General features: G+C 65.2%; 19 protein-coding genes. 8 read left to right on the top strand and 11 right to left on the bottom strand.

Going from position 1 to position 21,334, the window contains the following annotated elements; genetic code table 11:
• Positions 1-152: 152 nt before the first annotated feature.
• The 3 genes from BMG03_RS12400 to pyrC form a co-directional block, all read right to left on the bottom strand.
• Positions 153-1,652 (bottom strand): replicative DNA helicase, encoded by a 1,500-nt coding sequence (locus BMG03_RS12400; protein WP_075775079.1) that lies wholly within the window; start codon positions 1,650-1,652, stop codon positions 153-155.
• 235 nt (positions 1,653-1,887) lie between these two features.
• Complete coding sequence (locus tag BMG03_RS12395) at positions 1,888-2,565, bottom strand: orotate phosphoribosyltransferase (protein WP_075775149.1); 678 nt, start codon at positions 2,563-2,565, stop codon at positions 1,888-1,890.
• A gap of 109 nt (positions 2,566-2,674) precedes the next feature.
• A complete protein-coding gene (pyrC, locus tag BMG03_RS12390; RefSeq protein ID WP_075775078.1) occupies positions 2,675-3,715 on the bottom strand; it encodes a dihydroorotase in 1,041 nt (346 codons plus the stop codon).
• Positions 3,716-3,889: 174 nt separating this feature from the next.
• On the opposite strand from pyrC, the gene BMG03_RS12385 reads away from it, so the two are divergent.
• Positions 3,890-4,102 (top strand): DUF1127 domain-containing protein, encoded by a 213-nt coding sequence (locus BMG03_RS12385; RefSeq protein ID WP_075775077.1) that lies wholly within the window; start codon positions 3,890-3,892, stop codon positions 4,100-4,102.
• Between the two features lie 96 nt (positions 4,103-4,198).
• Here the strand turns inward: BMG03_RS12385 and BMG03_RS12380 are convergent, their stop codons facing one another.
• From BMG03_RS12380 to infC, 5 genes are all read right to left on the bottom strand, one after another.
• Positions 4,199-5,137: a phosphoadenosine phosphosulfate reductase gene (locus BMG03_RS12380; RefSeq protein WP_240497662.1), complete on the bottom strand. Its 939-nt coding sequence runs from the start codon at positions 5,135-5,137 to the stop codon at positions 4,199-4,201.
• Between the two features lie 175 nt (positions 5,138-5,312).
• Entirely contained in the window at positions 5,313-6,356 is a 1,044-nt protein-coding gene (locus BMG03_RS12375; protein ID WP_075775076.1) for a glycosyltransferase family 2 protein, read from the bottom strand.
• Positions 6,357-6,400: 44 nt separating this feature from the next.
• On the bottom strand, positions 6,401-7,066 hold the full coding sequence (locus tag BMG03_RS12370; protein WP_075775075.1) for an SDR family oxidoreductase: 666 nt from the start codon (positions 7,064-7,066) through the stop codon (positions 6,401-6,403).
• A gap of 64 nt (positions 7,067-7,130) precedes the next feature.
• Positions 7,131-9,446, bottom strand: coding sequence for a glycosyltransferase family 2 protein (locus BMG03_RS12365; RefSeq protein WP_075775074.1), 2,316 nt, complete (start codon positions 9,444-9,446; stop codon positions 7,131-7,133).
• Positions 9,447-10,079: 633 nt separating this feature from the next.
• Complete coding sequence (gene infC, locus BMG03_RS12360) at positions 10,080-10,571, bottom strand: translation initiation factor IF-3 (protein ID WP_233243048.1); 492 nt, start codon at positions 10,569-10,571, stop codon at positions 10,080-10,082.
• A gap of 285 nt (positions 10,572-10,856) precedes the next feature.
• On the opposite strand from infC, the gene BMG03_RS12355 reads away from it, so the two are divergent.
• The 4 genes from BMG03_RS12355 (at position 10,857) to BMG03_RS12340 (ending at position 15,453) form a co-directional block, all read left to right on the top strand.
• On the top strand, positions 10,857-11,873 hold the full coding sequence (locus BMG03_RS12355) for a hypothetical protein (protein WP_075775073.1): 1,017 nt from the start codon (positions 10,857-10,859) through the stop codon (positions 11,871-11,873).
• A gap of 137 nt (positions 11,874-12,010) precedes the next feature.
• Positions 12,011-12,691: an FAD-binding oxidoreductase gene (locus BMG03_RS12350; RefSeq protein ID WP_075775072.1), complete on the top strand. Its 681-nt coding sequence runs from the start codon at positions 12,011-12,013 to the stop codon at positions 12,689-12,691.
• A gap of 144 nt (positions 12,692-12,835) precedes the next feature.
• On the top strand, positions 12,836-13,990 hold the full coding sequence (gene ctaA, locus BMG03_RS12345) for a heme A synthase (RefSeq protein WP_075775071.1): 1,155 nt from the start codon (positions 12,836-12,838) through the stop codon (positions 13,988-13,990).
• Positions 13,987-15,453, top strand: a complete 1,467-nt coding sequence (locus tag BMG03_RS12340) for a carboxypeptidase M32 (RefSeq protein WP_075775070.1) — start codon at positions 13,987-13,989, stop codon at positions 15,451-15,453. Before ctaA ends, BMG03_RS12340 begins: the two co-directional genes overlap by 4 nt.
• Before the next feature lie 84 nt (positions 15,454-15,537).
• Here BMG03_RS12340 and abc-f read toward each other — a convergent pair whose 3' ends face one another.
• Positions 15,538-17,391 (bottom strand): ribosomal protection-like ABC-F family protein, encoded by a 1,854-nt coding sequence (gene abc-f / locus BMG03_RS12335; protein ID WP_075775146.1) that lies wholly within the window; start codon positions 17,389-17,391, stop codon positions 15,538-15,540.
• Between the two features lie 270 nt (positions 17,392-17,661).
• Between abc-f and ndk the strand changes: the two genes are divergently transcribed.
• On the top strand, positions 17,662-18,084 hold the full coding sequence (gene ndk / locus BMG03_RS12330) for a nucleoside-diphosphate kinase (RefSeq protein ID WP_075775069.1): 423 nt from the start codon (positions 17,662-17,664) through the stop codon (positions 18,082-18,084).
• A 1-nt stretch (position 18,085) separates the two neighbouring features.
• Here the strand turns inward: ndk and BMG03_RS12325 are convergent, their stop codons facing one another.
• Positions 18,086-18,445: a TfoX/Sxy family DNA transformation protein gene (locus BMG03_RS12325; protein WP_075775068.1), complete on the bottom strand. Its 360-nt coding sequence runs from the start codon at positions 18,443-18,445 to the stop codon at positions 18,086-18,088.
• 574 nt (positions 18,446-19,019) lie between these two features.
• Positions 19,020-19,499: an RrF2 family transcriptional regulator gene (locus BMG03_RS12320; protein ID WP_075775067.1), complete on the bottom strand. Its 480-nt coding sequence runs from the start codon at positions 19,497-19,499 to the stop codon at positions 19,020-19,022.
• Between the two features lie 391 nt (positions 19,500-19,890).
• Here BMG03_RS12320 and speB point away from each other — a divergent pair, with 391 nt between their 5' ends.
• Positions 19,891-20,862, top strand: coding sequence for an agmatinase (gene speB / locus BMG03_RS12315; protein WP_075775066.1), 972 nt, complete (start codon positions 19,891-19,893; stop codon positions 20,860-20,862).
• Positions 20,859-21,284, top strand: coding sequence for a DUF1499 domain-containing protein (locus BMG03_RS12310; protein WP_075775065.1), 426 nt, complete (start codon positions 20,859-20,861; stop codon positions 21,282-21,284). The genes speB and BMG03_RS12310 overlap by 4 nt, the downstream gene beginning before the upstream one ends.
• Positions 21,285-21,334 lie beyond the last annotated feature (50 nt).

Below are 21,334 nucleotides of genomic sequence, written 5' to 3'. Positions count from 1 at the left end.
TCAAAACCGACCGACAGTAAAAAAGGGGGGCGCTCGCCCCCCTTTCTCGTTTCTGCTCGATTATTCCTATCTCGGAGGGCGTCCTTCGGGCTTGCGCAAATATCCCGGGGGAGGCCCGCAAGGGACGGGGGCAGAGCCCCCCGCTACCCCGATCAGAACCCTTCGCTGCCGTCGCCCTGCCAAGGCTTGGCGAGATCCGAGAAGCGCGTGAACTGGCTCTCGAAGGCCAATTCCACCGTGCCGATCGGCCCGTGACGCTGCTTGCCGAGGATCACCTCGGCCTTGCCGTGTACGCGTTCGGCCTTCTGCATCCATTCGGCGAATTTCGGGTCGTCTTCCGGTGGCTTGAGGCGTTCGTGATAATATTCGTCGCGATAGACGAACATCACCACGTCGGCATCCTGTTCGATCGAGCCGGATTCCCGAAGGTCGGAAAGCTGCGGGCGCTTGTCCTCGCGGCTTTCCACCGTCCGCGACAGCTGCGACAGCGCGACCACGGGGATGTTCAATTCCTTCGCGATGGCCTTCAGACCCATCGAGATCTCGCCGATCTCCTGCACACGGTTATCGCCCCGGCCCGATCCGCGCAGCAGCTGCAGGTAGTCGACGATCACCACGTCGAGCCCGTGCGTCCGCTTCAGTCGGCGGCAGCGCGCGGCGACCTGACCGATCGGCAGGGCGGGCGTGTCGTCGATATAGAGCGGGCATTTCTCCAGCGCTTTCGCGGCCTCGACGAAGCGGCGGAATTCGCTCTCCGTCATGTCGCCGCGCCGGATGCGCTCGGAGGGCACTTCGGAGGCTTCGGACAAGATACGCGCGGCCAGCTGTTCCGCGCTCATCTCGAGCGAGAAGAACCCGACAACGCCGCCTTCGATTGCGCCCTCGACCCCGTCGTGGCGCATGCCCTTCTTGTAGGCCTTGGCGATGTTGAATGCGATGTTGGTCGCAAGCGAGGTTTTCCCCATCGAGGGACGCCCCGCGAGGATCAGCAAATCCGAAGGGTGGAAGCCACCGAGCTTCTTGTCGAGATCGCGCAGCCCCGTCGAGACGCCCGCCAGACCGCCATCGCGCTGATAGGCGGCATTGGCCGATTGCACGGCCTCGGTCACAGCCGACAGGAACGAGGTCCAGCCCTTCTGCGCCTGACCCTCTTCGGCCAAGGTGTAGAGCCGCTGTTCGGCCGCCGCGATCTGCTCTTTCGGATCGTCGTCGATCTGCGGTTTGCCCGCGCGCGACGAGATATCCTGACCCAGTTCGATCAGCCCGCGCCGCACCGCCATCTCGTAGATCATCAGCGCGTAGTCGCGCGCCGCATAGGCCGAGATTGCCGCCCCCGCCAGACGCGCCAGATAGGCTGGCCCGCCCAGTTCCTGAAGGCCCGCATCGTCCTCGAGATAGGCTTTCAGCGTCACCGGCGAGGCGAGCGCGTTCTTCTGGATCTTCGCCGCCGCCACCTCGTAGATTCGCTGGTGGACCGGCTCGTAGAAATGCTCCGGTTTGATGACGGAGGCGATCCGGTCGAAGATGTCGTTATTCGTGAGGATCGCACCCAGAAGCTGCTGTTCGGCTTCGATATTATGGGGCAGCGCGGTGCCCTCTGCGGGCAAATTTCCGGGCTGCCCCTCATCGGGGCGTTGTGCCTGATCGTTCATGTTCCTGCCTCGGTGTCCCCGTCCCTCAGGCGGTCTTTTAACCGCAGTCGGGGGGAATAGGAATCTGGATAAGATTGGGGAAAACCCCGCTGTTTCAGCGGAGTCTCCGGAATTTATAGTGTGCGGTCGCGACCGAACCTACCACATTTCGCGAGAGGGCGCGATTAGCGAGAGTCGCGGGCGAAAATGCTCCCCAGAGCATCCACAGCTTCATCCACAGAAATCTCGGGCCGTTTCAGCCCTTGCGCGCGTCCTGCCACGGGCGCGGATCGCTCAGGAAGGCTTCGACCTCGTCGAGCGTCTCTTTCGAGAAGCTGCCCTGTTCGCGCGCCTCGGCCAGAACGTCCCACCAGGTGCACAGGTGATGCAGCTCGACGCCATGCTCGCGCAGGTTCGGGACCGTCTCGGGGAAGATTCCGTAATAGAAGATCACCGCGGTATGGCCGCAGGTCGCGCCGGTGTCGCGGATCGCATCGACGAAGCTCAACTTCGAGCCGCCATCGGTCGTCAGATCCTCGACCAAGAGCACGCGCTGGCCCTCGGTCATCGCGCCTTCGATGCGCGCGTTGCGCCCGTAGCCCTTCGGCTTCTTGCGCACATAGGTCATCGGCAGTGCCAGACGCTCCGCCACCATCGCGGCGAAGGGAATGCCCGCCGTCTCGCCGCCCGCGATATTGTCGAACGCCTCGAAGCCGGCTTCGCGCATCACCGTCACGGCGAGGAAATCCATCAGCGTCGAGCGGATACGCGGGAAGGAGATCAGCTTGCGGCAATCGATATAGGTCGGCGAGGGCAGGCCGGAGGCGAGCGTGAAGGGCTCGTCGGCGTTGAAATGCACCGCTTCGATTTCCAGAAGCATCCGCGCGGTCAGGCGGGCGATTTCTTCTTTGCTGGGGAAGGAGCTGGGGATCATCATCTCGTCCTTATCAAGACTGGCTTCGGCTTGGTCTAAATATCCCCCGCGGAGCGTGCGTCGGCGGGCCTGGGAGCCTCCGGCGGGGATATTTGCGCCAAGGCGAAGATCAGCGTTTTACATGCCAATGGACCGGGAAACCCGGATCGAAGAGGGTGACGGGGCCCGCGCCGGTCTCGATCTTGGCGGGCCAGTTGTTGGGCTGGTCGGTCTTCTCGAGCGTGAGCGTCGCCTCGTTGACCGGAAGCCGGTAGAAGGCGGGGCCGTTGCGCGAGGCGAAGGCCTCCAGTTTATCGAGAGCGCCCTCGGCCTCGAACACATGCGCCAGAAGCGGCATCGTGTTGGTCGCGGTGAAACAGCCCGCGCAGCCGCAGCCGCTTTCCTTGGCCGCGTCGACATGCGGCGCAGAGTCGGTGCCGAGGAAGAAATGCGGATTGCCCGAGGTCGCGGCGGCGACAAGCGCCAGCCGATGCGTCTCGCGCTTGGCGACCGGCAGGCAGTAGTAATGCGGCTTGATCCCGCCCACGAGGATATGGTTGCGGTTGATGATCAGGTGATGCGTGGTGATCGTTCCGCCCATGTCCTCGCCCTGCGAGGAGACGTAATCGACGCCGTCCTTGGTGGTGATATGCTCCATCACCACGCGCAAACCGGGCGTCGCGCGCCGGATCGGGTCGAGCACGGTTTCGATGAACACGGCTTCGCGGTCGAAGATGTCGACTTCGGGGCGGGTCACTTCGCCATGGACGCAAAGCGGCAGGCCAATCTCGGCCATCTTCTCCAGCACGCCGCGCACCTTGTCGAAATCGCGCACGCCGGAATCGGAGTTCGTCGTGGCGCCCGCCGGATAGAGCTTCACCGCCTTGACCAGCCCGGAGGCTGCGGCTTTGGCCACGTCTTCCGCGTCGGTCTTCTCGGTCAGGTAGAGCGTCATCAGCGGCTCGAAATCGCTCCCTTCCGGCAGCGCCTTCAGGATGCGCTCGCGATAGGCGGCGGCATCGTCCCCGCGCACCACCGGCGGCACGAGGTTCGGCATGATGATCGCGCGGGCGAAATCGCGGGCGGTTTCGGGGGCGACACCTTCCAGCATCGCGCCATCGCGCAGATGCAGGTGCCAGTCATCGGGGCGGGGCAGGGTGATCGAGTTCATGGGAAAAGTCCTTAGCCCGAGGTCGCGCGCGAATCCAGAGGGTGCGCGCATGCCGCGCTGCAGCATATGCATGGCGGGGATGCGCAGATGGCGGTAGTAGAGGCAGCGAGGCTGACCTAAGTTCATCGCCAAGGGAGGAAACGAACCTGTACGCTAAACCCTCAGGAGGTTTCCATGGCATTCGTTACCACCGCCCATGGCGGACAATCGATCTTCGCTCGTATGGGCCAAGCAATCGCACAAGGCCTCGTCGCCTACATGGAGCGCCAGTCGCGCCAAGACCAAATCCGCGCGCTCGACGCGAAAAGCGACGCTGAGCTTGCCGATATGGGTCTGACCCGTGACGGCATCGTGCGCCACGTGTTCCGCGACCGTTTCTACATCTGAACCCGGTCCGGGGCGCCGAAGCGCCACGTATTGAAAAAGGGCGTGCCCCCCGCCGGGGCGCGCCCTTTTTACATGTCTGCAATACTGTTCGGGGTTTCAGGCGGCGCCCGCGCGTTGCAACGGCTCGGGCAACTCGATCCCTTCTTCGGCGAGCTTCTGTGCGAGCGCTTCGTAGCGATTGCGGAATTTCGGGCGGTTCTGGCTCGTCCCGACCGCGCGGCACATGATCGCCTCCAGTACCGGACGGCGCGCCCTCCGCAGGTGGTCGAGCAGGCGGAAGACATAGCGTCTCGACAGCCGCCGCGCGCGGAAGAAAGTCCAGAACAGCGACGGGGTCAGCTTGCCGGCGCCAGCGGCGATCAGCACCTCGTCGAGAATATCCATGTCGAGCAGCGCCGTCGCCGGGTCCGGGCCGATATGCCGGCAGGGCATCAAGGATACGCAAGGCCGCGCGAACAGTGCTGCGTGCATCGCGTCGAGTCGCTCGAACGGGTCATAGAATATGAACGCCTGCGCTACGCCGTCGAGCATCTCGGGCGCGAAGCCGTAGCGATCGGTGAAGGACATGCGGCGGGTCTGCGGGAAACGGTCGTCCCAGCCCGCGAGCGTCGGATCGAGCGTCGCCTGCGGGGCGAGCGCGACCACCGTGGCGCCGGGCGCCGCGACCGAGAAAGCCGCCGCCGCGTAGCCGCCGGGGCCCGCACCGTAGAAGACTACCCGGTCGAAATCTTCGAAGAAGGCCTCGTCGACGAGTCGGTCGAAATAGGCATAGACCGCCGAATCCCGGAACCAGCTTTCGTCCGAAGCGATCACGCTGAGCGCGGACCAGCCTTCGTCGCGGGCGATCTTGTAGCCGAAGGGCAGGGCCTCGTCGGCATCGGCCTCGATCTGGGCTCGGGTCTCGAAGCTGACGATCAGGACGGGCGAGTCGTCATGGAACAGCACCTCGTGATCGGCGCCGAGCGGCTCGTAATAGCCGGTCTCGTCCGCGATCTCTTCCAGCCGTGCGCGCCACTCCGTGTCTGCCTTGCTCACCTTCGCCTCTTTCAGCTTTCGTGCGCATCTCGCGGGTTGCGGATGCGGGCGGGACACCGCCAATTCTGCTCTCCCAACGTATCACCGCAAGAAAGGGGCACAAATAGGAGCCAAGCGAGGAATCTGCCGCCACATTTCTTAACAGGCAACAATTGGCCCGTTTTCGGATGTTTGTTTACGGGTTTTCGGTCGCGGCCGCTTTTGCAAGGCGCACCATGAGCTTAGCGGCTTGAGGCGAGAGCGGGCGGCTCGGCGGGCACAGGAGAAGCCGGCCGAAAAGCCCGCGGTAGGCTTCTTCGCGCAAAAGCGTGCGGGCCCGCTCCTTGCGCCACAGAACTGCCGCATTGTGCAGGCGGGTCAGCTCGGGATCGGCGCTCAGCTCTGTAAGAGCGTCCTGCGTGCCCGCATCGTGGCGACGAATCGAATCGTCCTCCACCTCCGAGAAATTGCGCTCCACCCAGTAGGACATGTCGAAGTCGCCGGCCCGCCGGTTCGACCGGCCCCGGTCGTATTTCACGAGGTAACCTTCAATCGACCCCAGCGGGTAATGGTTGAGCTGCACGAAGTCGTAGGGCGCGCTGCCGGGCGGGGTGAACAGCTTCTGGCGCTGATAGTGCGGCGGCAGTTTGCGGCCCGATCCGTCGACCCAGAGCGTGCCTGCCAGCTTGTCGTCCTGTGGTGCACGGGGGCGGTGGACGCCGAGCTTGGCATACGCGCCGATATTGGCGAACAGCGTCTTGAACATCGAGGCGCGCCACGGCCAGAGCATGTCGGGCGGCGCACAGCGAGTGAACTGTTGCGTGACGGGGCGGTCCTCGAACGCGACGACGCCGCAATTGCCGAAGAGCCGCCAGGTCATCGCAAAGGCGGTGGCCTGCGGCACGGCCTCGATCAGCGCGTCCAGCGTGCCGTCACCCGTCTTTATCGTGACGAATTCGTCAACGTCGATCACCGCGATCCAGTCGGCCTGGGCCACCAGCGGATGGGCATCGGCCTGTTTGAGCGCGGCCCATTGGGGGCCTTCCTTCCACGGGCCGGGATTGGGCACATGGGTCAGCCAGCCGATCTCCTGCAGCCGATCCAGCATCGCATCGGTGCCGTCGTCGCAGTCGTTGGAAAAGACAAGGAAATCCGTGAAGCCGATGGCGCGGTGATGGGCCAGCCATTCCAGCAGAAACGGGCCTTCATTCTTGACGGATGTGATCGCGAGCGCACGCATTGCGCCATTCTAGAGGGGCCGCGCGCGCTCGCAAGTGGTTGGGATCACACGGTGACGCGGCGCGGCAGGGCTGCCACGCTTGCAGCGATCTCTTCGGTGCCGTCGGTCAGCTCGAGGATTTCAAGGCTCACCTCGGGGGTGTCGATCAAGGCCGCGAGCACCGCCGCGACATGGCCGCGCGCGACCGAGCCGTAATTCAGCGCATGGGCCAGCGCCACGCGCCCGTCGCCATCCTCATCCATCAAGGTGCCGGGGCGCAGGATGACATAGTCGACCCCGCTCGCCACCACGGCGGCATCGGCGGTTTTCTTCGCCAGCATGTAATGCTCGAAGCCCGGCTTGATCTCCTTGCCGCGCCCCGCATCGGGGAAGACCGAGACGAGGTAGAGCCGCGGCACGCTCATCCGGTTCATCGCGGCGATCACGTCGAGCGGCGCGTCGCCGTCGATCCGGGTGGTGCGTTCGAGCCCGGAGCCTGCAGCCCCCGCCGAGAAGACGACCGCGTCTTGTCCCTCGAACATCGGTTCGAAATCGCCCGCGGTGAGTTCCATCAGATCGCCCTGAACGGGTGTGGCTCCCATCGCGCGCAGGCTGTCGGCCTGCTCGGGTTTGCGGTGCAGCGCCGTAACCTCGTGGCCTGCGTCGATCAGAAGCGGGACCAGCCGATGCCCGACGCCGCCTGTCGCGCCGATGACGAAAATGCGTGCCATGTTTGGTATCCTTTCCTTTGACCGGAAAGCTAGGTCAGGGCGCGCTTGGGTAAAGGCGGCGCGCCTAGTGCGCGGCCTCGTCCGGAGCTTCGACGGTAAAGAAGAAATCCGCGGGCAGGTTTCGGGCATGCAGGTCGTCGGGAATTACGTGCGGGCCGGTGTTGAACACGGCAGAGCCGAAGACATGCAGCATCCGCGAGAGCGCCTCGAACCGCTCCGATGTCAGCGTCTCGTAGAACTCCCGCTGGTCGGGGCGCGCCATCAGCTCCGCGATCTTCGCACGGTGGCTGGCGACAGCGTGGTGATGCGCCGCCGCGATCTCGGGATCGGCCATCATCCGGTCGAACTCGGCGCGGGCCGCAGGCAGCATCCGCTGGATCGAGCGATCCTCGACCGCGTTATGGTTCATCCGGAACCAGTAGTTCAGCCCCTGATCGCGATCGACATGGTTCACCCGGCCGCGGTCGCGCTTCACGAGGAAGCTCTCGGCCGAGCGCACCGCGTAATGGTTCAGCTGCACCCAGTCATAGCCATAGGTGTCGAGCGTCGAGCGCCAGCCATTGCGGAACATCTCGCGCGGCATCGGCTGGCCCGAGCCGTTGAGCCAGTTCACCTGATCCCAGAGGTCCGGGTTCAGCCCCTTGGGGCGGTGAACGCCCAGCTTCTTGTAGAGCGCGATATTGCGAAACAGCGTCTTGAAGCCCCAGGCCTGATGCGGTTTGCGCACGATCTCGGGGGCGCAGCGGGTGAATTGCCCGGTGATGAAGCTGTCCGCGTATGCGTGGACGTCGTTATTGCCGAACAGCCGCCAGGTGAGCGAGATCATGTTCGCCTCGCCCATCGCCTTATACAGCGCTTTCAGCGTGCCGTCGCCGATCTTCACATTGATGAACTCGTCCACATCCATGCAGATCGACCAGCCCGCCTTGGTGATCACCGGCTCGGTCTCCGCCGCCGCCAGCGCCGCGTGCTGGGGCTTCATATCGACCATCGTGCGGAACGGGTTCTCGCGGTGCTGGACGTAGCCCTTGGCCTGCAGCAGATCGAGCATCGTATCGGTGCCGTCGGTGCAGTCGTTCGTATAGACGAGGAAATCATCCACCCCGATCGCGCGGTGATAGGCGATCCATTCGAGGATGAAGGGGCCTTCGTTCTTCATCGTGGTGACGATGGCGGTGCGGCCTGCCTCGACCGCCTGCGCGGGCGCGTCCTTCACCTTCGAGACCGGTGGGCGCACCGGCTTGAATCCCCAGACATCGCGCGACATCTGCAGCAGGCGCGGGTCTTCCACCAGCGAGGTCTTGGGGGCGAGTTCCGCGGGCGAGGTGCCCGGCACCCGCAGCGCCATCGCGCGCCAGAAGCCATAGGTCAGCCCCGGATCGGGGCGGCAATAGCTGACGCGCAGCAGCCGCCACGTATTGTCCAGTCCGGCCTTGGCCGGCGCGCAGCCCCAGCGCGCGATGCCGCGCCGGGCGTCGAACTGACGGCAGACATGGTCGGGGAAGCGCGCGGGCTGATCGTTGCGCACGCGCCAAGGGTAGATTCGGCGGCCCACCAGAAGGATCACGCCGTTCTCGGCCTGTTGCGTGGCCTCGAAAGCCGAGGGCTGGCCCGGCTCGCGCGCCGCCAGAAGATCGGTCACGTCGAGCACCAGCACCGAGGCCGCCTTCGCGAAGAACCGCCATTTCGCGATCTCGAAGATCAGCGCCTGACCCAGCGGGCTCAGCTGCGGATCGGGGGCGGGCGGCTCCATCCGGTCCTTGCCGGGGGCGTCGGGCGCGAGGAAGACATGGTTCTCCGGTCCTATCCCCGGCTTGCCGAGCGGCAGCGGGCTTTCAAGGATCGCGACCGGCAGGTCCAGCTCGCGCAGCGCCATGCCCGCCTCCAGCGCGTCGGCGAAAGCTTCGCCGCTACCTGCCGGACTGCCCTCGGGCGCGCGGTTCACGATCACCGCGCCCGTTGCGCCGTGATGGTCGTGATGCCAGCAGAGCCAATCGAGCACCGTCTCGACGCTTTCCTCCAGACGAAGCCCGAACAGACAGTTGCGGCCCTCGAACATGTCCCAATCTGGCGCGGCAGGGGTGATCTCACGCAATACCGGACCATCAGGCCCGGCCATCGCGGCCTGGATCGGTCCCGGCGCGGGCGGTTCATAGATCCCCATCACCGCGCCCGCGACATTGCGCGCCTCGGCCAGATGCGCGGCGCCCGGCACCGGGTCGAGGTTCAGATCCTCGGCCTGCGAAGGGGCGGCGAAGAAGGCGCGCAGATGGTGACGGGGGCCGAGATCGGTCTCGTCGGTCCAGCCCACCGCGTCGAGCAGCGCGGGCTTGCCCGTTTGCGCCTCCATCCTGCGCCGGATCACTCGTTGCTTGCCCATGTCGATCTCGAAACTGCCTTTCGTTGCAACTAGCATGCAGGGGGCGACGCGATAAAGGCCACGCGAACCCGCGCGTCCGGGAATCGATGTCGCCTCCGAACGGGGCGATTTCGCGCGATGGGAATGGCGAAACCGGGGCAATCGCGGCGGAGCGCGCGCGACAGCGGATTAGACCGCGAAAAAAGCCCCCCAATGACGGCGCGGGGCGAGGCGCTTGCGTGAGCGCGTCGTGTGCTCTCAGAGCCCGAAAATACAGCCTTGCAGGAGGGTGGATCGGCGACGGGTGTGGTTCTCCTCACGCCCGCCTCACCGAGCCTGCCAGAAACGTGACCATTGGAACAGTTTGTCGCAGTTCAAACGCGATGAGTTTTGACCTAAGTCAAGTTCAGCACACGGATACTCCCATATCACAAGTGCATCGGGTTCTTGATCTCCCTGACGCGGTCGACGCCGCACAGAACCCGACCAGAGGAACAGACGTTCTCCCTCGTCTTTCCCCAAACGCGCCGCGGGTCTCCCTCCCGCGGCGCTTTAATTTTCAACCTCTGGAGATGCGCCCGCCGCCCGCCACGGGCCATGAAAAAACCCTCCCGGTGAGGGGAGGGTTCAAACCGTCTCGGAAGGCTCGGCCGCTTATTTAGCCGGGGCGATCATCATCACCATCTGGCGGCCTTCGAGCTTGGGCATGTTCTCGACCTTGCCCAACTCGCCCACGTCGCTCCGGACGCGGTTGAGCAACTCGAGACCCAGATCCTGGTGCGCCATCTCGCGGCCGCGGAAGCGCAGGGTGACCTTCACCTTGTCGCCGTTCTCGAGGAACTTCACCACGTTGCGCATCTTGACGTCATAGTCGTGCACATCGGTGCCCGGGCGGAATTTGACTTCCTTGATCTCGATCGTCTTCTGCTTCTTGCGGGCTTCGGCTTCGCGCTTCTGCTGTTCGTATTTGAACTTGCCGAAATCCATGATCTTGCAGACGGGCGGGTTGGCGTTGGGCGAAATCTCCACGAGATCGAGCCCGGCCTCTTCGGCCATGGCCATCGCTTCGCGCGGGGAAACCACGCCGACATTCTCACCCTCTGCACCGATCAGGCGAATCTCGGGCGCGCGAATGCGTCCGTTCACTCGGGGGCCGGTATCACGGGTCGGCGGGGCGTTGTGGGGTCTGCGGGCTATGGTGGGAATCCTTCTGTAGCCATTGAGTAATTTCGGGCGGAAAAGATAGTCCCGAGTGCCGCCGTATTCAACCGCAAAGGCACGGGAACCGGGCAGGGAGGATCTGCGTTGTGTCCCGCCGGGCAGGGCCAAGGCGTTTGCCGCGCGATCGCGGGCCTCGCGGGCCGCTGCGTTCGAAGTTCGTGGTCGGGCGAAGAGGGCCCGCAGAGCAAGACAATCAAGGGAAATAGCGTGATGAACAAGCTTGTGGCAGCAGTGATCGTGGTGCTGGGGGTGGCCGCCGGACTGATCATCCTGAATACCGATATCTCGGACGGAACCGAAGCGACCGATGCGACGCCGAAGGCCGCTACGAGCGCCGAGAGCGCCGGAAAGACCATTGCCGACAAGGCTAGCGATGCGGTGAAATCCGCAAGCGAGTCGGTGAAGGCCGCCGCGGACAAGGCGACCCAAGCCGCTTCCGACGCGGCCGACAAGGCGACGCAGGCCGCCTCGGATGCCGCAGAAAGCATGAAGGACACGGCGGCAGGCGCGACGGATGCCGCCTCGAACGCGGCGTCGGATGCGGCGGATGCCGCGAAAGAGGCCGCGAAGAAGGGGGCCGATCAGGCGCAAACTGCTGCCTCCGATGCCGCCCAGAGCGCTGCCGATACCGTCTCGAAAGCGACCGATACAGCCAAGCAGGCGGCGAGCGACGCGACCAGCGCCGCCAAGGACGCCGCTTCGGCTGCGAACGAGGCTGCAAAAGCCACGATGAATTCCGCCAGCGATGCGGCCAGTGCTGCCGCCACCGATGCCGCGAAGGCCGCGACGGCGGCAGCGGAAGCGGCCGCGAAGGCTGCGAACGCGGCGGCGTCCGCCGCCAGCGGCGCGCAGGCCGATGCGAGCGAGACCGCGATCGAGGGGGCGAGTTCTGCGGCGCAAGCAGCCGCCGAGGCCGCCAGCCAAGCCGCGAATGCCGCTGCCGACGCCGCAGCCGCCGCCACCAATGCGACGCAGGCGGCAGCCCCCGCAGGCGCCGCGAGCGGTGGCGATACCCAGACGCCGGTGCAGGGCCAGGGCGTGATGAGCGCCGCGAAGGCGCTGACCGTGGAAGGGTTCGACGCCGACAGGGTGATCGACATCGTCGATACGTCCGAGCTGCCCGAGGCCACGAAGGCGCAGTTGCGCACGGCGGTGCAAAGCGCCCGCGACAATCCGCAACTCGTGGAAGGGGTGGTCGATCAGATCCGCGCGGCGCTCGGCTTCTGATCGCGCCGCTACCCCTCGAAAACCCCAAGGGTCGCGCGACATCCAATCGCGCGGCCCTTTTCTTTGCGCATTCCGCGGATCGGATGGGAACGCCTGCGCAAAGCCTCGCGTTCGCTCTTCAACGAAAGGAGCCGTTCATGAGCACCCGTCTCGAATTGCAAAGTATCAGCCCCGTCACCCATGACACGCATCACCTCGTCTTCCCCCGCCCCGACGGGTTCGACTTCGACCCCGGTCAGGCGGTCGAGCTGAACCTCACCCGGGAGGGCTGGACCGACGAGAAACGTCCCTTCACCTTCACGAACCCGGTGGACGGCGACACGCTGGAATTCGTCATCAAGTCCTATCCGGACCATGACGGCGTGACCGAGCAGATCGCGACGCTCAAGCCCGGCGAGGCGGTGGAAGTCTCCGACCCGTGGGGCGCTATCAAGGACAAGGGCCCCGGCACCTTCATCGCAGGCGGGGCGGGGGTGACGCCCTTCATCTCGATCCTGCGCGCGCGGCTGGCCCGTGAAGGTACGCTGGAGGGTTGCCGCCTGATCTTCTCCAACAAGACCGAGGCCGACATCATTCTGCGTGACGAGTTCGAGGCGATGTCGGGGCTGGAGACCGTCTGGACCGTGACCAAGCAGGACGATCCCGGCGCGGGCGTGCAAACCGCCAAGATCGATCGCGGCTTCCTCGCGCCCTATGTCGAGAAGGAGAGCGGCAAGTTCTATGTCTGCGGCCCCCACGAAATGGTGGACGAGCTCGAGGCCACGCTGAAAGAGCTCGGCGTCTCGCAAGATCGCATCGTCCGCGAAGATCTCGACTGACGCATCGCGATCACGCCTAAGTGGCCTCGGCCCGCGCATCCCGCGCTCTCCCGCCCCCTTGCCCCCGGTAAGGGGGCGGCCTAGTTTGCCCTCGCGCAAATTCTTGCCGAGAAAAGCCGACAGACAAGCCGGGGGTCCGCACGCATGGCCGAAAAACGCAGCATCTTCGAGGAAGTCGGAGCCGAGGGCAGTGCCAAACGGGCCGAGCCCAAGGGAGGCATGATCGACGCCAAACCGCGCGGCGCGCGCCGCGCGATCCGGATGTGGCTGTTCGTGCTGTTCACGCTGGTCGTGGCGATGATCGCGGTAGGCGGGGCCACGCGCCTCACCGATAGCGGTCTGTCGATCACGCGCTGGGACCCGATCTCGGGGGCGATCCCGCCGATGAGCGATGCGGACTGGCAGGCGGAATTCACTCATTACAAAGAGAGCCCGCAGTTCAAATACATGAACCCGAACATGACCGTGTCCGAGTTCAAGGGCATCTTCTGGTGGGAATGGGGGCACCGGCAGCTGGGCCGCCTGATCGGCATGGTCTGGTTCATCGGCTTCATCGGCTTCTGGCTGACCAAGAAAATCCCGACCGGCTGGACGGGTCGACTGTTCAGTCTCGGGATACTGGGCGGTTTGCAGGGCGCGATCGGCTGGTGGATGGTGTCTTCGGGCCTCGTGGGGCGGATGACGTCGGTCGCCTCTTATCGTCTGGCCACGCATCTCGGCCTCGCTTTCATCATCCTTGGTCTGATCTCCTGGTTCGCGCTGCAACTCTCGCGCCCGGAATCGGCGCTGTTGCAGGCACGTAGACTGGCCGAACCGCGCCTGACCCGGATCGGCTCGGTGCTGATCGGGCTGGTTTTCGTGCAGATCCTTCTCGGCGCGCTGACCGCGGGCATCGATGCCGGGCTCGCTTTCCCGACATGGCCCTCGATGAACGGACAGTTCCTGCCGTCGGAGAGCTTCGATTACACGCCGCTGTGGCGCAACTTCTTCGAGAACCCGGCGCTGGTGCAATTCATGCACCGCATGGTCGGCTATCTCGTCTTCGCCTCGGGCCTTTATGCCGCATGGCGCGCGCGCAGTTCGGCCCATCCGCGCACCAAGGAAGCCTTCGCGCTGATGGCCGCGATGATCTTCTTCCAGATGGTGTTGGGCATCACCACCGCGCTTGAGCTGGTGAATTACTGGTGGCTGGGTCTCATCCATCAGTTCGGCGCCGTTATTACATGGGTCCTCGTGATCCGCGCGCGTCACATGGCGCGCTTCCCCCTTGTTCGTTCCATCCGGGAGGGCCGCGTATGAGCGCCTATCAGGACCTGCTCGCGCATCAGCGCGAAACCGAAGCGCTGGGCAATATCGCCGGGCTGCTGAGCTGGGATCAGGAAGTGATGATGCCGCGCGGCGCCGCCGATCAGCGCGCCGAGGAATCCGCGGCGCTGGAATCGGTGCTGCATGCGCGCCGCACCGATCCGCGTATCGAAGACTGGCTGGCCCGCGCCGAGGCCGACGACGCGGTGAGCGCGCGCATCCTCGATCTGGTCGGGCGCAGCTACAACCGCGCGACCCGTATCCCGGCGCGCCTCGCGACCGAGATGGCGCGGCTGACTTCTCTGTCCCAGGGCATCTGGGCCGAGGCCCGCGCCAACGAGGACGCGTCCGCCTTCCTGCCGACGCTGGAAGAGGTTGTGCGCCTGAAGCGCGAAGAGGCGGAATGCCTGTCCGAGGGCAATCTCTACGATGCGCTGCTCGACGACTATGAGCCGGGCGCGACGTCGAAGGAAATCGCCACCGTCTTCGACCGGATGCGTGGCCCGCTGGTGGAGTTGCGCGACCGGGTGCTTGGCTCGGAGGTCTCGCCGCAGCCTTTCGACAAGGTCTTCCCCGAGAACGCCCAGCTGCGGCTCGCGCGTAAATGCGCCTCCGCCTTCGGCTATGACTGGACGCGCGGGCGGCTGGATATGTCGGTCCACCCGTTCTCCTCGGGCGGCGGCGATGATGCGCGCATCACGACGCGCATCTCCGAAAGCGACCCGTTCGGCAATATCTACTCGACGATCCACGAGGTCGGCCACGCCACCTACGAGCAGGCGATCGACCCGGCCTATCACTTCACGCCGCTGGGCCATGGCGTCTCGATGGGCGTGCATGAAAGCCAGAGCCGGATCTACGAGAACCAGCTTGGCCGCTCGGCCCCGTTCACCGGCTGGCTGCACCAGCGCATGACCGATGCGTTCGGCGATCTCGGCATGGATAGGGAGGCCTTCCACGCGCTGGTCAACCGCGTCGATATGGGCTTCATCCGCACGGAATCGGACGAGTTGAACTACAACCTCCACATCATGCTGCGCTTCGATCTGGAGCGCGACCTGATCTCGGGCAAGCTGGAGGTCGCCGATCTCGAAGAGGCGTGGAATGCCCGCTTCGAGCAGGATTTCGGCGTGAAGGTCACCAAGCCCAGCCAGGGTTTCCTGCAGGATGTACACTGGTCGGTGGGGCTGTTCGGCTATTTCCCGACCTATGCGCTCGGCAATGTCTATGCGGGCTGTCTCGACGAGGCGATGCGCGCGGTTACGCCCGGGATCGACGCAGCCCTCGCCGAGGGCGATGCGACGCCCGCGAAACAATGGCTCGACGAAAACCTGCGCGTCCACGGGGGGTTGCGCACGCCGCGCGAGACGATCCGGCATGCCTGCGGGGTCGAGCCGACCGAGACGCCGCTGCTGGCTTATCTCACGCGGAAATTCGAGGGCATCTACAAGCTGTGAGCCGAAGCGCTTGCCGAAAGGGCAGGCGCCTCCGTCGGGGATATTTGGGTCAAGAGGAAGGGGCGGGCGGCCCCTTCGACGATCTTAATTTTGCTCAGCGGTTTCCAGCTTTTCCAAGGCCGCCATCCAGAGTGCTTCGGCCTTCTCCATCGCCTGCGTCGCCTCGGTGTGCTTCGCTTGCCAGACCGCGAGGTCCTTTGCCTTTTCCGGCTCGTAAAGCGCGGGATCGGCGAGTTTCGCGTCGAGCTTCTCCAGCATGCTGCTGAGCTTCTCGACCCGGGCCTCGCAGTCGCGCACCTCGCGTTTCATTGCCGTCATCGCATCGCGGGAGGGCTTGGCCGTTTTCGGTGCTGCGGGCTTCGCGGGCTTGTCTTCGGGCGGCGGCGCCAGCAGCTCGGCGCGGTAGCTTTCCAGATCGCCCTGATAGGGCGCGACCGCGCCGCCTTTCACCAGCCAGAGCCGGTCCGCGACCAGTCCCAAGAGGTGCATGTCGTGGCTGACGAGGATCACCGCGCCGGAATATTCGGTTAGCGCAGTCACCAGCGCCTCGCGGCTCTCGATGTCGAGGTGGTTGGTCGGCTCGTCGAGGATCAAGAGATGCGGCGCGTCGAGCGTCGCCAGCAGGAGCGACAGCCGCGCCTTCTGTCCGCCCGAGAGCTTGCCCACCGCCGTCTCCGCCTGATCCGCGCCGAGGCCGAAGCCCGCGAGCCGCGCGCGCAGCTTGGCGGGATGCTCGTCGGGACGCTCGCGCTTGAGATGGGTGAGCGGCGTTTCCTTCAGGTCAAGCTCATCCACCTGATGCTGGGCGAAATAGCCGATCCGAAGCTTGGAGGACCGCGTGATCTTGCCCTCCATCACCTGAAGTTTGTCCGCCAAGAGCTTGGAAAGCGTGGATTTCCCCTCACCATTTCGACCCAGAAGCGCGATCCGGTCGTCCTGATCGATACGCAGGTTGAGACGCTTCAGGATCGCCGGGCCGCCATAGCCGACAGCGGCGCTTTCCATCGCGATGATCGGCGGCGAGAGCTGCTCGGGCTCGGGGAAGGTGAAGACCTGCTTTGCCGCTTCTTCCGGCGCGGTGATCGGCTCCATCTTCTCGAGCATCTTGACCCGCGCCTGCGCCTGCTTGGCCTTGGTGGCCTTCGCGCGGAACCGATCGACGAAGCTTTGCAGATGGGCCCGGCGCGCGTCCTGCTTCTTGGCCTGCGCGGCCTGCGCTTCGCGGCGCAGCCTGCGGGTGCGCGCGAAGGTGTCGTAGCCGCCCTGATAGAGGGTCAGTTGCTTGTCTTCGAGATGCAGGATCGAGCCCACCGCGCGATTCAGCAGATCGCGGTCGTGCGAGATCACGATCACCGTATGCGGGTAGCGCATCAGGTAGCTTTCCAGCCAGAGCGCGCCTTCGAGATCGAGATAGTTCGTCGGTTCGTCCAGAAGCAGCAGATCGGGCTGCGCGAAGAGCACGCCCGCCAGCGCCACGCGCATCCGCCAGCCGCCCGAGAAATCCGAACAGGGGCGCTTCTGCGCCTCCATGTCGAAGCCGAGCCCCTTCAGGATGGCGGAGGCCCGCGCCTCGCCCGACCATGCGTCGGTATCAGCGAGCCGCGCATGCACTTCGGCGATGCGATGCGGATCGGTCGCCGTCTCGGCCTCGGCTAGAAGACTGGCGCGTTCCTCATCGGCGGCCAGCACGGTGTCGAGCAGCGAGGTCGAAGAAGACGGCACCTCCTGCGCGACGCCGCCGACGCGGGCGCGCGAGGGCAGGGCGATCTCGCCGCCATCCAGCGTCAGCTCTCCCCGGATCAGCCTAAACAGCGTGGTCTTGCCCGCGCCGTTGGGGCCGACGAGGCCGACCTTGTGGCCTTCGGGGATCGTAGCGGAGGCGTTCGCAAAGAGCGGACGGCCTTCGATCGAAAAAGAGATATCGGAGATGCGCAACATGGGGCCTGACTTGGCGCAGGGGCGCGCGACAGTCAATCGCTGCTGCGCGCCGCGCCCCTTCGGCTTGGCAAAAATATCCCCGCCGGAGGCGTCCTTCGGCGCGTGACGCCCGGCGGCCCGCCGGTCTGCCTTGACCAAACGGTCACGAAACCGCGCTAGACTCGCCCCGGGCCCGCCCATGAGGGCTTTTCAAGCCAGCCCCTGCATGATAGCAGGCGCGGGATATTTCGGACCGGCTTTCCGGCCGCGAACACAAGGAAAGGGTCACACATGGCCATCGAACGCACGCTGAGCATCATCAAACCCGACGCGACCAAGCGCAACCTCACTGGCAAGATCAATGCCAAGTTCGAGGAAGCGGGTCTGCGCATCGTCGCGCAAAAGCGCATCCAGCTGACCATGGAACAGGCCGGCAAGTTCTATGAAGTGCACAAAGAGCGCCCCTTCTACGGCGAACTGTGCGAATTCATGGCGTCCGAGCCGGTCGTCGTTCAGGTCCTCGAAGGGGAAGGTGCGATCGCCAAGAACCGCGAAGTGATGGGCGCGACCAACCCGGCGGAAGCCGACGAGGGCACCATCCGCAAGGAATACGCGCTCTCCGTGGGTGAGAACTCGGTGCACGGCTCCGACGCTCCGGAAACCGCTGCGGAAGAAATCTCGTTCTTCTTCTCGGGTCTCGAGATCGTCGGCTGATCTAGCGTTTCGCGATCAGACCAATTTCCGAGAGGGCCGCGTCCAGCCGGGCGCGGCCCTTTTCTTTTGCGGAAGGCGCGGAGCTGTCCTCCGCTGCGATCCGCGCCTTGAGCGCGTCGAATTTGTTGCGGAATGCGGCCTTCTCGGCGCCGCGGCAGTCGTTCCACGGCCGACCCTGCAGCGCCATGTGCAGTGCGTAGTAACCGATGAAATGGGCGGGGTTCCCGGCCTCGATCCAGGCGGCATAGGCGGCGTCCGCTCCGATCTCGCGCAGGTCTTCCGCCGAGGTGATCCCGGCGCGCATGAAGCCTTCGGCGGTGGCGGGGCCGATCCCCTTGATGGAGGTGAGAGAGGTGCTCATCGTGCCGGACGGTCCTTCGGGCCGCGCGGCAAGGGCAGCGCGACGGTTTGGCGGATCATCGCAGTCTGAAGCTGGACTTCGCGCCACGCAAGAGCAGCGCGAAGGAGAGATCGAATGGCGGGCGGCGCAAAAACCGGCGGTGGATGAAGATGCCGGTTGCGGGGCCTGCCTGCGCCGCTATCATCGCGGCGCGAGAGAGGGCGTCAGATGGACGCCCAATCGTCGAATACGGTGCCGTTCTGTTGGGTCGTATTGCCCGTTTGGCCTTGTTGCTGGCCAGGACGGTTCGTGCCGCCTTGCTGTTGCTGGCCTGATTGATTGCCCGATTGCTGTTGCATGACCTAAGCCTTGTGATGAGTCGCGTTCTAGCGGGGTCTTCCCGTTGCTGCGACAAGTAGCCACAGGCTCTCGCCGAGAAAAGGGTCGGTCAAGCGAAACTGATTTTTGGTCGCATTGGCGTGAGCGACCGTCATGAAACTGTGACGTCGCCGACACGAAAGCGCGGATTTTGGCGCGAGTGCGTCAAGAATTCGGACCTATCGGGGCCGCCTGCGCGGAGCCTTGTTTCAAAGGGCTATCGCGCAGCTCGCGCCGCCGTGCAGATCGGGATGGGTTGCAGGCCGGGCAGGCTGAGCATCGCCTCCAGCGCGGTGTTGTTCTCGACCAGATCGGCGATGGTCTTGCGGTCGAGCGTTCCGTAGAACGCCTCGAGCGCCTCGCTCAGCGCATCGCGGAACAGGCAGGCGTCGCGCAGCGGGCAGGTGTTGGTCTCGGTGTCGAAACATTCCGCGAAAGGCAGGCGGGCCTCGAAGGCGCGCAGCACGTTGCCGACGCCGATTTGTTCGGGTGGGCGCGCAAGTTTCATGCCACCGGCGCGGCCGCGCAGGGTGGTGATGAAATCCTCATGCGCAAGGGTGTTGATCACCTGCGCCAGATGGTTCTCGGACGCATTGCAGGCTTCCGCGATCTCGTGTTTGCGCACGGTGCGGTCCGGATTGACCGCACAGAACATCAGCACACGCATCGCGAGATTGGTTCGAGTGGTCAAACGCATCGTAACTCCTCCAGCTCACGCGGCGGTGATATAGATAAGTTTGCCTCGCAAGTTTGACCTATGTCACATTCATTGGAAATTTTCGCGCCGAGGCGAGATTTGCCGCGCCGTTGTCACGCGGGCCAATATCGGTTGGGTGAAGCGGGGCTGCCGGGCCGGCGCGGCGGGCGCGTCCATTCGGTGAAGTCGCGACACACGGTGGCGTGAGCGAATGAGAGCTTCGGTCTTCTGCGCCCGGTTCGCGCGGTTGCGGGCGCTGCCCGGCCCGGATCGTCCCGGGCGGGCCCTTGTCGGAGTGCGCGAGCTCGGACGCATCCCTCGTCGCCTTGCGGGGCAACTTGACCTCCTGCGAGGGCTGGCGCAGATTTCGCGGGCGAAAGGGAGGGCGACCATGGCTCTGGAAGATGCGAAAACCCAAGTGGATCAGGCCTTTACGCGCGCAGATGCGCGCGGTCTGAGCTTCGAGAATACCTTCGGTGGCGCGACCAGCTTCCTGCGGCGGCGCTACACGAAAGACCTCGCAGGCGCGCAGATCGCCGTGACCGGCATCCCCTTCGATCAGGCGGTGACCAACCGCCCCGGCACGCGGTTCGGGCCGCGCGCGATCCGCGAAGCCTCGACGCTGCAGGCTTTCGATGCGCCCTATGGCTGGGGCTATGACCCGCTCTCCGAGCTGGCGATCGTCGATTACGGTGACATGCCCTTCGACTATGCCAATGTGCCCGAGGTGCCGGGCCGGATCGAGGCGCATCTCGGCGCGATCTTCGGGGCGGGTGTGGTGCCGATCACGCTCGGCGGCGATCACTTCATCACGCTGCCGATCCTGCGCGCGGCAGTCGCCGCGCATGGCGAGATCGCGCTGATCCAGATCGACGCCCATTCCGACACATGGGCCGATGACGACATGGACCGGATCGACCATGGCACTTTCCTCTACAAGGCGATCAAGTCGGGCGTCTTGCGGGCGGAGAATGTGGTCTCGGTCGGCATCCGCACCGACAATCCCGATACGCTGGGCGTGAACATCGTGGATGCGCCGAGCGTGCATCGCGAAGGGATCGGTCCCACGCTCGAACGCATCCGCGCGGTGGTGGGTGATAGACCCTGCTACCTCACCTTCGATATCGACGGTCTGGACCCGGCCTTCGCGCCCGGCACCGGTACGCCTGTCTGGGGCGGTCTGGCGAGCTGGCAGGCGGCAGAGCTGTTGCGCGGGCTGAAGGGCATCAACCTGATCGGCGGCGACGTGGTCGAGGTCTCTCCGCCCTACGATCCGACCGGGGTGACGGCGATCGCCGGGGCCCATGTCGCGACCGAGCTGATCGCCCTTGCGGGCTGGGCGATGCGGGAGAGGGCGGCATGAAACGGGCCGTGACGATCCTCGCGCTCGGGCTCGCCGTCGTGGTGGCGGCCGACGGATGGGTGCGCCTCGCCCCGATTGATCCGGCGCGCTTCGATGTCGACGGGCTGGCGAAAGCGCCCGGTGACCACCCGGAGACAGGCGGGTTTCAGGCCGTGCGCGACGTCTCCGATCCGCCGGCGCAGATGGCCGCGCTCGACAAGATCATCCGGGGCACCGCGCGCACCAAGCGCGTCGCGGGCAGCGCCGACGAGGGCTACGCGGCCTATGTGACGCGCTCGGCCCTCTGGGGCTTTCCCGATGTCACCACGCTCTGGATCGAAGGCGATACGCTGCAGATCCGCGGGCACCTCGTCTACGGGAAATCCGATCTCGGGGTGAACGAGGCGCGGATCAAGGGCTGGCTCGACGAGGTCGGGCTCTAGCGGGCGCGACCCGCCGTGCGCAGGGTATCTTGCGCCGCGTTTTCCCGCCG

The sequence above is a fragment of the Thioclava nitratireducens genome, from assembly GCF_001940525.2.
In the GTDB taxonomy this organism is placed as follows: domain Bacteria; phylum Pseudomonadota; class Alphaproteobacteria; order Rhodobacterales; family Rhodobacteraceae; genus Thioclava; species Thioclava nitratireducens.
The sequence above is the reverse complement of the archived record's forward strand: the minus strand, read 5'-3'. Positions and strand labels throughout refer to the sequence as shown.

Excerpts from the sequence above, each read along its gene's own strand:
- ctaA (WP_075775071.1), top strand. The coding sequence starts at position 12,836 with ATGGCCGAAAAACGCAGCATCTTCGAGGAAGTCGGAGCCGAGGGCAGT.
- BMG03_RS12340 (WP_075775070.1), top strand. The coding sequence starts at position 13,987 with ATGAGCGCCTATCAGGACCTGCTCGCGCATCAGCGCGAAACCGAAGCG.
- BMG03_RS12365 (WP_075775074.1), bottom strand. The coding sequence starts at position 9,446 with ATGGGCAAGCAACGAGTGATCCGGCGCAGGATGGAGGCGCAAACGGGC.
- BMG03_RS12385 (WP_075775077.1), top strand. The coding sequence starts at position 3,890 with ATGGCATTCGTTACCACCGCCCATGGCGGACAATCGATCTTCGCTCGT.
- ndk (WP_075775069.1), top strand. The coding sequence starts at position 17,662 with ATGGCCATCGAACGCACGCTGAGCATCATCAAACCCGACGCGACCAAG.
- speB (WP_075775066.1), top strand. The coding sequence starts at position 19,891 with ATGGCTCTGGAAGATGCGAAAACCCAAGTGGATCAGGCCTTTACGCGC.
- BMG03_RS12325 (WP_075775068.1), bottom strand. The coding sequence starts at position 18,445 with ATGAGCACCTCTCTCACCTCCATCAAGGGGATCGGCCCCGCCACCGCC.
- BMG03_RS12370 (WP_075775075.1), bottom strand. The coding sequence starts at position 7,066 with ATGGCACGCATTTTCGTCATCGGCGCGACAGGCGGCGTCGGGCATCGG.
- BMG03_RS12400 (WP_075775079.1), bottom strand. The coding sequence starts at position 1,652 with ATGAACGATCAGGCACAACGCCCCGATGAGGGGCAGCCCGGAAATTTG.
- pyrC (WP_075775078.1), bottom strand. The coding sequence starts at position 3,715 with ATGAACTCGATCACCCTGCCCCGCCCCGATGACTGGCACCTGCATCTG.
- BMG03_RS12355 (WP_075775073.1), top strand. The coding sequence starts at position 10,857 with ATGAACAAGCTTGTGGCAGCAGTGATCGTGGTGCTGGGGGTGGCCGCC.
- BMG03_RS12350 (WP_075775072.1), top strand. The coding sequence starts at position 12,011 with ATGAGCACCCGTCTCGAATTGCAAAGTATCAGCCCCGTCACCCATGAC.
- BMG03_RS12395 (WP_075775149.1), bottom strand. The coding sequence starts at position 2,565 with ATGATCCCCAGCTCCTTCCCCAGCAAAGAAGAAATCGCCCGCCTGACC.
- BMG03_RS12375 (WP_075775076.1), bottom strand. The coding sequence starts at position 6,356 with ATGCGTGCGCTCGCGATCACATCCGTCAAGAATGAAGGCCCGTTTCTG.
- BMG03_RS12320 (WP_075775067.1), bottom strand. The coding sequence starts at position 19,499 with ATGCGTTTGACCACTCGAACCAATCTCGCGATGCGTGTGCTGATGTTC.
- BMG03_RS12310 (WP_075775065.1), top strand. The coding sequence starts at position 20,859 with ATGAAACGGGCCGTGACGATCCTCGCGCTCGGGCTCGCCGTCGTGGTG.
- abc-f (WP_075775146.1), bottom strand. The coding sequence starts at position 17,391 with ATGTTGCGCATCTCCGATATCTCTTTTTCGATCGAAGGCCGTCCGCTC.